This window comes from Proteus sp. fly-1067, from assembly GCF_040139345.1.
Lineage (GTDB): Bacteria > Pseudomonadota > Gammaproteobacteria > Enterobacterales > Enterobacteriaceae > Proteus > Proteus vulgaris_B.
In genome coordinates this window covers 1-11724 of sequence record NZ_JBEEUL010000021.1, presented here as the reverse complement: position 1 = coordinate 11724, position 11724 = coordinate 1, and the positions used below count along the sequence as shown (strand labels likewise).

The 11724-nt window shown below is 40.9% G+C and carries 18 protein-coding genes and 1 tRNA gene; all 19 read left to right on the top strand.

Features of this window, described 5'->3' with window-relative positions; translation table 11 throughout:
- Window positions 1–99 precede the first annotated feature (99 nt).
- Window positions 100–807, top strand: coding sequence for a phage antirepressor KilAC domain-containing protein (locus ABN217_RS18225; RefSeq protein WP_115349547.1), 708 nt, complete (start codon window positions 100–102; stop codon window positions 805–807).
- Entirely contained in the window at window positions 807–1832 is a 1026-nt protein-coding gene (locus ABN217_RS18220; protein ID WP_115349548.1) for a DUF968 domain-containing protein, read from the top strand. The genes ABN217_RS18225 and ABN217_RS18220 overlap by 1 nt, the downstream gene beginning before the upstream one ends.
- Before the next feature lie 27 nt (window positions 1833–1859).
- Window positions 1860–2639, top strand: a complete 780-nt coding sequence (locus tag ABN217_RS18215) for an antitermination protein (RefSeq protein ID WP_349459735.1) — start codon at window positions 1860–1862, stop codon at window positions 2637–2639.
- Window positions 2640–3164: 525 nt separating this feature from the next.
- On the top strand, window positions 3165–3413 hold the full coding sequence (locus tag ABN217_RS18210) for a hypothetical protein (protein WP_115370633.1): 249 nt from the start codon (window positions 3165–3167) through the stop codon (window positions 3411–3413).
- A gap of 65 nt (window positions 3414–3478) precedes the next feature.
- Window positions 3479–3551 (top strand) — tRNA-Pro (locus ABN217_RS18205).
- Window positions 3552–3650: 99 nt separating this feature from the next.
- Complete coding sequence (locus ABN217_RS18200) at window positions 3651–3968, top strand: phage holin, lambda family (RefSeq protein ID WP_250916811.1); 318 nt, start codon at window positions 3651–3653, stop codon at window positions 3966–3968.
- Entirely contained in the window at window positions 3961–4380 is a 420-nt protein-coding gene (locus tag ABN217_RS18195; RefSeq protein WP_161711123.1) for a structural protein, read from the top strand. The genes ABN217_RS18200 and ABN217_RS18195 overlap by 8 nt, the downstream gene beginning before the upstream one ends.
- A gap of 198 nt (window positions 4381–4578) precedes the next feature.
- On the top strand, window positions 4579–5121 hold the full coding sequence (locus ABN217_RS18190) for a KilA-N domain-containing protein (RefSeq protein WP_198630278.1): 543 nt from the start codon (window positions 4579–4581) through the stop codon (window positions 5119–5121).
- On the top strand, window positions 5121–5525 hold the full coding sequence (locus ABN217_RS18185) for a hypothetical protein (protein ID WP_284551087.1): 405 nt from the start codon (window positions 5121–5123) through the stop codon (window positions 5523–5525). Before ABN217_RS18190 ends, ABN217_RS18185 begins: the two co-directional genes overlap by 1 nt.
- A gap of 82 nt (window positions 5526–5607) precedes the next feature.
- Entirely contained in the window at window positions 5608–6057 is a 450-nt protein-coding gene (locus ABN217_RS18180) for a lysis protein (RefSeq protein WP_349459733.1), read from the top strand.
- Complete coding sequence (locus ABN217_RS18175) at window positions 6054–6263, top strand: hypothetical protein (protein ID WP_081343451.1); 210 nt, start codon at window positions 6054–6056, stop codon at window positions 6261–6263. Before ABN217_RS18180 ends, ABN217_RS18175 begins: the two co-directional genes overlap by 4 nt.
- Window positions 6264–6337: 74 nt before the next feature.
- Complete coding sequence (locus tag ABN217_RS18170) at window positions 6338–6706, top strand: hypothetical protein (protein ID WP_219495261.1); 369 nt, start codon at window positions 6338–6340, stop codon at window positions 6704–6706.
- 61 nt (window positions 6707–6767) lie between these two features.
- Complete coding sequence (locus ABN217_RS18165) at window positions 6768–7160, top strand: hypothetical protein (protein WP_349459732.1); 393 nt, start codon at window positions 6768–6770, stop codon at window positions 7158–7160.
- Between the two features lie 298 nt (window positions 7161–7458).
- Entirely contained in the window at window positions 7459–7980 is a 522-nt protein-coding gene (locus ABN217_RS18160) for a hypothetical protein (RefSeq protein WP_349459731.1), read from the top strand.
- 86 nt (window positions 7981–8066) lie between these two features.
- Complete coding sequence (locus ABN217_RS18155; protein WP_349459730.1) at window positions 8067–8414, top strand: HNH endonuclease; 348 nt, start codon at window positions 8067–8069, stop codon at window positions 8412–8414.
- Between the two features lie 162 nt (window positions 8415–8576).
- Window positions 8577–9050: a phage terminase small subunit P27 family gene (locus ABN217_RS18150; protein ID WP_223672514.1), complete on the top strand. Its 474-nt coding sequence runs from the start codon at window positions 8577–8579 to the stop codon at window positions 9048–9050.
- Window positions 9051–9053: 3 nt separating this feature from the next.
- Window positions 9054–10787, top strand: a complete 1734-nt coding sequence (locus ABN217_RS18145; protein ID WP_223672503.1) for a terminase large subunit — start codon at window positions 9054–9056, stop codon at window positions 10785–10787.
- A 9-nt stretch (window positions 10788–10796) separates the two neighbouring features.
- Window positions 10797–10976, top strand: coding sequence for a hypothetical protein (locus tag ABN217_RS18140; protein WP_223672502.1), 180 nt, complete (start codon window positions 10797–10799; stop codon window positions 10974–10976).
- Window positions 10976–11724, top strand: a 749-nt coding sequence (locus ABN217_RS18135; RefSeq protein WP_349459729.1) for a phage portal protein, incomplete at its 3' end; no start/stop codon positions are given. The genes ABN217_RS18140 and ABN217_RS18135, both read left to right, overlap by 1 nt.

Sequence of the window (11724 nt, the reverse complement as noted above, 5' to 3'; positions counted from 1 at the left end):
TGGATGGACGTTATTAAAGGCGGGAAGCTTGAAATAACCATTCGTCAGCATAGTAAAAGCGTGATGTACGGTCACGAGTAAAACGTGGAGAGAAATAGCATGATGCAAAGAACAATGGAAGTTTCAGTATTACCCGCAATGAATCGCGAATTAACCATGTCGAGCAGAGAGATTGCTAGTTTAACTGGCAGTAATCACTCAGATGTTAAGCGTTCTGCAGACAGGCTTTTTATTGCTCAAATTTTAACCCAGCCATTGGCTGAGTTCCCTTTTGAGCATAATGGCAATCAATATACTGAATACCGTTTTAATAAAAGAGACTCACTAGTGCTGGTGGCTCGATTATCACCTCAGTTCACAGCGAAAATTGTCGATCGCTGGCAGGAATTAGAGTCAAAAATGCAACCTATCATTCCTCAAACGTTACCAGAGGCATTGCGATTAGCTGCAGACTTAGCAGAAGAAAAACAAAAGCTGGAAAGTGAATTAGCGATTGCCACACCTAAGGCTCAGTTTGTTGATAATTATGTTTTATCCACGGGTTCTATGACGTTTCGCCAAGTGTGCAAATTACTGCAGGTGAAAGAAACGGATTTTCGCTGTTTTTTAATAGATAAGAAAATAATGTATCGCTTGAATAATACATTTACGCCTTATCAAACCCACGTCGATCTTGGTCGCTTTGAGATAAAAACGGGCACTAATCAAACCAATAACCATGCATTTGCACAATCACGGTTTACCGCTAAAGGCGTGAAGTGGATCGCAGGGTTATGGGCTGAATATAAAGTAGGGGATATCATTTAATGAAATTACTGTTAACTCCCTACATTCAGCCAGAACTTGGTGTTGTACTGCTTAAGCCGGGTGCTGAATTACTCGAGCAATTTAAAAAGCACCGCCGTGTGATTATTAGTGATGTGCCAAAAAGTTTAGACGTGTTGCCCTCAGGTGCATTAACGGGTGATGAACAGCCGATTTTAAACAATAAGCACATCATTCAATTTCTCAATAGCAAAAAAGTGATCCACACCATTGATAAAGTGGCACCGATGGATTCGTGGGTTATTAGTAATATCAAATACTGTCAGATTGATAACGATGAAGATAATTATCATCACCACGAGTTAGTAACGACCTTTAATGAAGCGGGAGTTATTCGCACTTGCTGGCATCACGATAATCATATTCGTCATTCATCAGCCGGTTGGGTTGCTGAATTAGCTCATAAAAATCGTATCAATTGGATGTTAGATACTATTCGTAGTCGCTTGAGATTAGATGATGGCCACCAGCTAACAATACCTGATTTTTTCTCATTTGCAGTAATGCATAGCTTGGTTGATGAATTACCCGAAGCGATATTACGCCAGATTTTAAATTGGTCAGATAAACAAGAGGAACGCAAAGTTCATGGTGGTTTTCCTGAAGCTGACATTATTCCAAGTAATGTGACAGCGCTATCAGCAATGAATGAACGTTTAGATGCGATAAAGCCAGTTATTAAAGTTGATATCGAACCAGAGCCACCAGCGTCATTTCTGCTGAAGCCTAAAATGCAACGTTGGGAAAATATCAAATGGTTGCAATGGGTAAAAACTCAACCGTGTTGCGTGTGTGGGCAACAGGCTGATGATCCGCACCACATCATAGGTCATGGCATGGGTGGTATGGGTACTAAGGCTCACGACTTATTCACTATTCCATTATGCCGCATTCACCATGACGAGTTACATCGTGACCCCAAACTATGGGAAGCCACTCATGGCAATCAACTCGAATTGTTATTTAATTTTTTAAACCGTTCATTAGGCATCGGTGCATTTATTTAACGTGTGTACGGCACGAGGAGTATTAGCATGAAATTAGAGTCAGCATTAAAACAATTTTATCCAAAGTCACCGATGATCACCGATGCACCAAACTGTACAGATCCCAATAGAATGAAAGGAATGGATACTGCAGGTGCGCTTGGTATGACAGAACAGCGCGCTAAGTTTGGCATGTCTGCTTTTTTTGCTAAGAATGATGTGAGTGAAAAAGATAAGTTCAGCACCGTAGAGCAGTTAACGCAATATGCACTTAAAGTAACCCCTAAGCTGGTGGCTAAATCGGCTGGAAACAAATTAGGTTATTGTTTAGTGATCCTAGCTAAGATGGCGTTTGAAGATTATGCCCGTTCAGCTGGTTCGGTGTGTCAATGTCCTAGCTGCCAAGGTAAAAAGCTTATTTATAGCCACAAAGACGTCATTAAATATCCGGGCATTATGAAATTGAATGGCGAAGTGATTATGGAGCCAGTGATTAAAAATGAACTGGTTGGTGATAAATGCCAAATGTGTGGAGGAAAAGGAATTATTACGCATCGATGTCGTTGTAACGGGAGAGGTCAAGTCTTGGACGAAGAGCAAACCGAATTACAGGGTGTACCTGTATTTAAAGATTGCCCTCGCTGTGCGGGCAGAGGATATAAACGAATGCCTTCCTCAGTAGCATATCAAGCGATAAAACATATAGTGCCTGAGTTAACTCAACCTACATGGTCTCGTAACTGGAAACCGTTCTATGAGAAGTTAATTAGTAAATGCTTTCTTGAAGAGAGTGGTGCGGAAGTCGCATTTAATAAGATTACAAGATGACTGGTTATATAAACAGTTAAAAATTGCATTTTGAATAAGATTGCCTTATCATCTTTAAATAGTGGGAAATTTATTACTCAATCACACTAAATTTTATTAAGACCTCGCTTCGGCGGGGTTTTTTGTTATCTAGCACACTCTTCATTTTGGAGAGTTGTGTGATTAGGGACACCAGATATCCGTCGACCAAAACATCATCTGGTGTCCCTTTCTATTGCTATGTACCAAGAAAGAAATAACAAAGCACACTTGTCATCCGTGCTTTTGGGCGGGGTTAGTTGTTGTTTCATCGGTCTGTCGCCAAACAAATGCCGAAGAAATTAACAATTAATCCCGTTTCGTTTTAATTCCCCCGAATTCGAGGGTGTTACCTTCATTGATGAGGGCACCATAGTTTAAGTTATTGATATTGTTCCGATGCCGGAATTCCGATAACGCTATTTCACATGTTCGGTTATTACGAACAACTCATTCAGAAGATCGCTTAGGCGGTCTTTTTTATTATCTAAAATAAGGAACGAAATTATGTACGCACTTAAATTAATCACTGAACGTGAAGGTCGTAAAGTGGAAGAAGTCCACTGCTTAGGAGAAATGTACCGCCTAGAGTTTTACCCAGAATCAGAAAATAAAGATATCGTGGCGAGAGTTGAGCACACAAGGAAAGATGCCATCCCATCATTTGATATTAATCGAACAGATCATGCTTACATTACGACAGTAACAGGCGATACTGTTCGGGTTATTTCCAGAGGCAGAAAAGCTTGCCAGTAAGGTCATTTCGGTGGCTTTTTTTATTTCTACCATTTTGTTGATATCACCGAAATGGTTTCGTATATGCTCCTTTAGTTTCAATATGGCAGAACGGCTATCTTCGGATGGACGGCTTGGGTTCGAATCCCGAAAGGAGCCTCACTTATGCAGACCACAGTATCAATCACACACTAATCACTTCACACAAGAGCTGTGCGTGGCATCCTATTAACTAATTCCTCCAAATAGGGGGTGAGTATGAGTCATATGAAAGAAACCCCTGAGTTTTGGGATCAAGTATTCCAAGTTATCGACGCCCATAAGGAACAAGGCATTAGCGCAGCGCTAGCAACTAGCATGGCTATTCTACGTGGTAAATACAACGGAGGTGGCTGGAGGAAAACGTTATTTGATGGTGCCATGTGTGCGTTGTTTGCATGGTTTGTAAAGGACCTCTTAACGCTACTTGGACTTAATCATGAATTGGCATATCTGGCTAGTGTATTCATTGGGTATGTCGGTGTGGATGGATTAAGTAAACTCATTAAGGGTAAGGCAGGGCTGAAAGATGACTAGACCCGCACGCGGTGAACGCAATAACAACCCAGGCAACATTGACTATAACCCACGTAATAAATGGAAAGGTTTAGTCGGAATTGAAACGGGAGTTCCTAACCCTCGATTCTGTGTCTTTGAGTCGCCTGAGTATGGCATCAGAGCAATTTATAAACTAACTCAAACATATCAACGTAAATATGGTTTGAACTCAGTATCAGCAATTATTAATAAGTATGCACCGCCAGTTGAGAACAACACGAATGGTTATGTTAGCCGTGCATCAAAAGAGATTGGTGTTGGTATTAATGACAAGATAGATACTCAATCAAAGTCAGTTGCTATCTCTTTAGCAAAAGCAATCGTGGGCGTTGAGTTGGGCTATCAACCGTATTCACAAAAAGTCTTTGAAGATGCTTGGTTGTTACTTTAACTCAATAATTAATCCTATCTCATAGCCTCGCATTTGCGGGGCTTTTTTGTATTTACGTTTACGTTCTGTGCATAGCACGCACATTTAAATAACCAAGAGCCTACAGAAAGTGAGCCTGAGAACTGCCGTTATAGCTGGCAAGCTCTCTTGGGGCGGCTTTTCTGTGCTAACAGGCTCCCTTTCTATAGGAAATATGCAATGAAACACCCAAAAGTCATAATTAATGGTGTGTCAGTACGAGTTGATAACGTAGGTCGATATAACCTAAATGATCTGCATGCAGCTGCTGTGCTAAAAGGAGAGGCAGATGAATCTCAACGACCGAATAAATTTGTTAGAAGTGCATCAGTTAAGCGCTTTATTTTGGCTCTTGATGCCAGACGACAAAAAAGTCGTCTGAAAGAAAATCAGTCACTTAAGGTTGTTAATGGTGGTAATGAACAAGGTGTCTGGGCTGTTGAACTTCTTGCCATCCGTTATGCCGCATGGATTAAGCCCGAATTTGAAATCAGTGTGTATGAAACATTCCGTGAGGCAACGCTTAATGGAATTTCAAATATGACTAAGCTAAATCGTCTTGATTTACAAATTAGTAATGAAAAGGGGGAGCTTAGTTACTGCGGTAAACGAATGAATAATTGGGGGGTCGGTGGACGCAAGAAAATGCTTGAAACGGCAAGGCTGAATATTATTGCTCAAATGGATCCTGATTTGGTGTCATTAATGGAAAGGGAAGAGTAATGAGCGATATGTGGGGAAATGATCTAGATAAGAAAATTAAAACGGTTTCTTACATCGTCTGTGAATTGTTCTTAATCAGGCAGGTAGCTATGCACTGCCGCCCTATTTTTAGAACCTCATTAGGAGACATTAGGTTTGGCGTAGAATCATTACAGAGCTTCCTTCTTTCTTACTATAGCGCAGGAATGTTATCTGATTTTGATATCGCAATGCATTTCATGTCCATGTTGAAAAATAACACAGAGGCAGAACCTAGTGTCATTATTTCTCTATTCCCTAACCATAACTTAACGGATGAAGCTGTAGAAGAAATATCAGGACTCCTAGAAGATTTAGCTCAAATGGAAACAGATACAAAAAAGGGAAGATTAAAAGCATTCAGCCTGCAAGGTTGCATGCACTGATATGAGGAGCCTCCGGTTTTAGAGTCTCCTTTTTCTTTTTTTTGAAAAGAGGTGTCCTTGATTTCAAGGAGATGAAATAACCATGAATATGTTAACTAAACTTTTAGCTGGTGGCTTTCTCATTCTTATATTCTGGCTTTGGTGGGTAATGGATGACTACGACAAATTAAGTAAAGATTACAGCACAGCAACCAATCAGTTATCTCAACAAGTCGAAATCAACAAAGACTATCAAGCCCGTATCACTCGATTAAATCAACTCGATATTCGTCACTCACAGGAGTTAGCCAGTGCAAAGAATGAAATCAACACTCTTCGTGATGCTGTTAGCTCTGGTAACAAGCGGGTGTATGTCAAAGCCGAGTGTCCAGCAGTCACCAAAAATTCCACCGAAAGCGGAAGCAATGAAGCCACCGCACGACTTAACAAAGCAGTTGAACAAGATTATCTACGTCTCAGAGAAATGATAGTAGAGAACGAACAGCAAACGTTGTATTTGCAGGATTACATTAGAACGGAGTGCTTGCAGTGAAATGGTTAATGTTTTTTATACCGCATTACACTACCGAAGATGTCGTGTTCGATGAGGGTGAAGATGAAATTTATCCAGTGTGCTGCCTTGATGACGTAAGGGAAGGTGAAAAATTCCCATGGGTGGGAACAATGCGCTCACTTAGTTTCATGAACTTTGGTTATTTCCCAAAGCTTGTGGGCGAGCTACGACCGTTCAAAAAATAGCAGACAAGAAAGCGAACCGCGATATTGAGTCAGCTAGAAGTAATTTAAATCTACATTAAAACGGAGTGTTTACGATGATGAAAAGGCTACTTGCAATAACTATTGATGTCATTGTTGCCTCTTCACTTTATTTTGGATTAATCCTGAATAATGACGGGTTGACCAATATTGGGTATTTCACGGGATGGCTATTTGCCGTTCTGGGTATGCTAATAATTTTCATTGATAAAGATAAAATTGCAAAAAATTATAAGCACCAACACTTAGCGTGGCGCGTCTACGATGTGCTAACAGATACGGCTTATATTATCTTCGCAGCTTACTCTGGTTGGTTTGTATTAGCTTTTTGCTTTGCAATAGCATCACTATTTAAGGCGGCTATGAAAAGTGAGATTGAAAAAGATCTACTGAAAACTACGCAAGAAAGCAATACGGGAAATTAAACAACAACGAGCCTCTAAGTGATTAGGGGCTTTTTTATACCAACAGAAACAGGAAGAAAATATGTTTACTTTAAAAACTATTGTTAACGGTGATGTCAGCCTCAGAAGCGAAAGTAGTCTATCAATAATTAAACTAGGTAGCCCTCGATTCATTGAGTTACTTGATAAGTTTAAAAATTGGTCAAACCCTGATTACGCTATTGAGACTCCAGCGGTTTACGAAGATGCTGAGTGTGCAAAAGCGATACAGGAAGAAGAGCTAATTGTTAGCGAAAAGAGCATTGATCACGTTGATGTGCAAAAAGACTGCATTGCAATCATCGTTACTGAATGCGAGTCAATAACGCATCCTAACATGAACGAATTTAACGGTCAGATGTATGAATTCATCTACAAAGGTGAATCGGCTTATATAACTGACGCAAACGGACATACCGTAGAAGTAGTTCGATAGAAAACAATGCCTCGCAATAGCGAAGTTTTTAATGCGTCGCATTGTCGCTGTCTCCTATGTTAGCCGTGACCTGTTTTATTCTCGATAGATAGCGCATAGTGAGAATCAAAAACAATGAATACCACCATTTTGTTATTTTTCGGTCATTATCAGCAACGTCAGCTGTAGGTAGAAGAAAGGGCGTGACTATGGAGAGACATTATTAATTCTACAAACGTCATTCATTGAGTGGCGTTGATAGAGTTTATATAGATAGCCATCAGTTAATAGCTGGTGGCTTTTTTATTGGAGAGAGTAAATGAATATAATTATTAATGATGATGGTTCTGCCCGTATTGAAACAAAAACGTACAGTGCGACTTATTGTGCGAATGGTTATTTAAAACTTTCAATAGGTGGTAAGGCTCCTGAAAAGATAACTATTAATCATCCTAAAAAAGAAATAGGTGAGTTGATCTATAAAGTCTCAGTAGATACAACTGAGTTAGATAAGTTAGAAGAACAACTCACTCGCATTAAACAACTGATGCAAGATGTAGGTGTGAAGCCTAAATCAAATTCACAACCTTTCTTTCAGTCCTCTAGTCAATTTTTTATTAAAGATGCCTTTATTAATTCTGCAGAACTAAAAGATAAAGATGTGGCTGTCAGTTATCAACTAGAGCAGGACGCTAAGGCTGAGTTGGCAGATTTACGCATGCGAGCCAATAGTCAAGATATTGCTATCACAGAGCTTAAGAAAGCAATGGAAACTCAGCATCAAGCGTGGGCACAAGCTGTGAGTGAACTAAATAACAGAACGTGGTGCAGTCAGAAGTAAAGGTGAAAATACCCTATGTTCAATAAAGGGTATTATTCTCTTCTTTAAAATGGCAGATATCTGCCCTTTAAATTATAGGAGATAACATGCCACCTCGCATACCTCGTGCGTGTCGTAAACAGGGATGCGCTAAGACAACAACAGAACGTAATGGTTACTGTGAAGATCATCAGAACTTAGGATGGGAAATGCACCAGCGTGGTAAGTCTCGTCATCAACGTGGTTATGGTACAAAGTGGGATAAGTTACGAGCTCGTATACTCAAGTGTGATAAGTATCTCTGTCAAGAATGCTTAAGAGCAGGACGAGCCACTGAAGCAAAAACGGTTGACCACATCATTGCTAAAGCACATGGGGGTACCGATGCAGAAGATAACCTACAAAGCCTGTGCTGGCCCTGTCATAGAACTAAGACAGCAAAGGAAGGGAAATAATTCCGTAGCTTAAAGCAACCCTATTATTCATAGGGGAGGGGCGGGTAAAATCCCTACCACTCTCGCCACCTAGGACCGCCCCCTTACCTCTTTTCACATCACCGCAGGTTAGAAAACTTTTTTTGGGGAACCCCAAGCGATTATTGATAGGAGATTTCTATTATGGCTGGACCGCCTAAAACCCCGTCACATCTGCAATTAGTGAGGGGGAACCCATCAAAACGACCGATTAATAAAAAAGAACCAAAGCCCCCTTCAGGGGTACCCCCAACTCCGAAGTATTTTGATAAGCGGGGAAAGTATTGGTTTAAACGAATAGGGGAAGAATTAAACGCATTAGGTGTGATGAGTACACTTGATGCTAAAGCGTTAGAAATGTTGGTTGAAGCTTATGTTGAGTATCGAGAACATTGCGAGACACTCGATGAAGAAGGTTATACCTACGATGTCATGTCATCGATGGGCGATAAATTAAAAAAAGCTCACCCTGCAGTCGCCATGAAATCTGATGCATGGAAACGTATTCGCGCCATGTTAAGTGAATTTGGTATGACTCCCGCTTCTCGAGCAAAAGTCACTATGAACACTCCTGCCGAAGAAGATCCTTTTGAGGCATTTTTGAAAAAGCGCAAATGATGAATGGCAATCGTAGCAGATGGAATTCAGTACGCCGAACAGGTGGTTGCTGGAGAAATTGTTGCGTGCGAACTGGTGCGTTTAGCGTGCCAACGGTTTTTGAATGATTTAGAGCATGGGCCTGAGCGTGGCATCTATTTCATTGAAGATCGCGCACAGCACATACTCGATTTTTATAGTTTTATTCCTCATGTAAAAGGGGCATTGGCCGGTAAGCCCATTGATTTAATGCCTTGGCATGTATTTATTTTAATTAATATTTTTGGCTTTGTTATTCCGTTAATTGATGAACAAACGGGTAAAAAAGTTGTGGATGAAGACGGTGATGTTGTTTTTGTTCGTCGTTTTCGCACAGCCTATGACGAAGTTGCACGTAAAAACGCAAAATCCACATTGTCATCAGGTATTGGACTGTATATGACCGGTGCTGACGGTGAAGGCGGTGCCGAAGTTTACTCTGCAGCAACGACGCGTGATCAGGCTCGCATCGTATTTGAAGATGCGAAGAATATGCTGAAAAAGTCAAAATCGACACTAGGTCGTTTATTTGAGTTTAATAAACTCGCTATCTATCAAGAAAGAACCGCCTCTAAGTTTGAACCTCTTTCTAGTGATGCTAATAACCTCGATGGTTTAAATATTCACTGCGGTATTGTTGATGAATTGCATGCACACAAAACTCGTGATGTGTGGGACGTATTAGAAACCGCCACCGGTGCGCGTCTGCAGTCTCTTCTTTTTGGTATCACCACAGCCGGCTTTAATAAAGAGGGAATTTGTTATGAACTACGGGATTATGCGATTAAGGTTCTGCGTGGTCAGGTGGATGACGATTCTTTCTTTGGCATTATCTATACGCTAGATAAAGACGATGATCCCTTTGATGAAACGGTGTGGCAAAAGGCAAATCCGGGGCTCGGTATTTGTAAACGTTGGGATGATTTACGTCGTTTAGCCAAGAAAGCCAAAGAGCAGGTTTCTGCACGGATTAACTTCTTCACTAAACACATGAATATTTGGGTCACAGCTGAATCTTCATGGATGGATATGATGAAGTGGGATGATGCACCTGAACTCGCACCTCAACATGAATTAAAAACCTATCCATTATGGGTGGGTGTTGACCTCGCTAATAAGATTGATATTTGTGCTGCAGTAAAAGTATGGCAACAGCCTACCAATGGGCATGTTCATGCTGATTTTAAATTCTGGTTACCTGAGGAGAGATTAGAACGCTGTTCTCGCCAAATGGCTGAACTTTATCGAAAATGGGCAGATATGGGGTGTCTCGAATTAACTGATGGCGAGGTCGTCGATCACGCTCAAATTAAAGAAGAAATCATCGCGTGGGTGGATGGTGAAAACTTAAAAGAGCTGGGCTTTGATCCGTGGAGTGCCACTCAGTTTAGTTTAGCACTGGCAGAAGAAGGGTTACCCCTTGTAGAAGTCGCTCAAACGGTGCGTAATTTTTCTGAATCCATGAAAGAGATTGAAGCACTGGTTTATGCGGGTAAGTTTCATCATGGCCAACACCCTGTTATGAACTGGATGATGTCGAACGTCACGGTTAAACCGGATAAAAACGACAATATTTTCCCTAATAAATCTACACCCGAGGCAAAAATTGACGGCCCTGTTGCGCTATTTACAGGCATGAGTCGATTATTGGTGAATGGTGGAGATCAGGAACAAAACCTCTCTGATGTCCTCGCTTCTCGAGGCTTACGCTCTCTCTAAGGAAATTTAATGAAATTTTTAACAATAACAGCCTTATTGGTTGGGATTGTGGGTGCCTTTTTGTTGTCATGGGGCGCTTGGTTAATCTACCCACCGATGGGCTATATTTGCGCGGGTTTATTGTGCCTTTTATGGTCATACCTTGTTTCAAGAGCGCTTGGACAACCTAGAAATAACAAGGAGGAATAATGTTTTTCCCTGGGTTATTTCAGAAATCTCAGAAAGAGATGACCTCATCAGAACTGAGTGAGTTAATTGGATTGTCTTATGACACTTATTCTGGTCGAAGAGTGAGTACACAACTCGCTATGCAACTGACTTCTGTATTTAGTTGTATTCGTGTTCTTGCAGAATCGGTAGGGATGTTGCCATGTTCCTTATATGAACAATTAGAAAGAGGAAATAAACGCGCCACCAAAGAACGGTTACACAAATTACTGGCGGTTAAACCCAATAATTACATGACACCTCAAGAGCTTTGGGAGCTATTAATTGCCTGTTTGTGTTTAAGGGGGAATTTTTATGCTTATAAGGTGTACGCCCTAGGCGAAGTGGTTGAATTACTACCTCTCGATCCTAGTTGTGTCACGCCAAAATTAAATAGCCAATGGGAGCCTGAGTATCAGGTGACATTTCCAAATGGTAAAAGTGAAACACTGACACAGCAAGAAATCTGGCATGTGCGGATTTTTACTCTTGATGGTTTAGTGGGATTAAGCCCAATCGCCTATGCACGTCAAGCCATTGGTTTAGGATTAGCCACCGAAGAGCATGGTTCGCGTTTATTTGGAAACGGTGCTGTGACAAGTGGTGTATTACAAACGGATGAATATCTAAAAGATGATGCTTACGAAAGACTGAAATCTGACTTCGGTGAACGGCACCAAGGGTTAGCCAATGCACACAAACCGATGATTTTAGAAATGGGGTTGAAGTG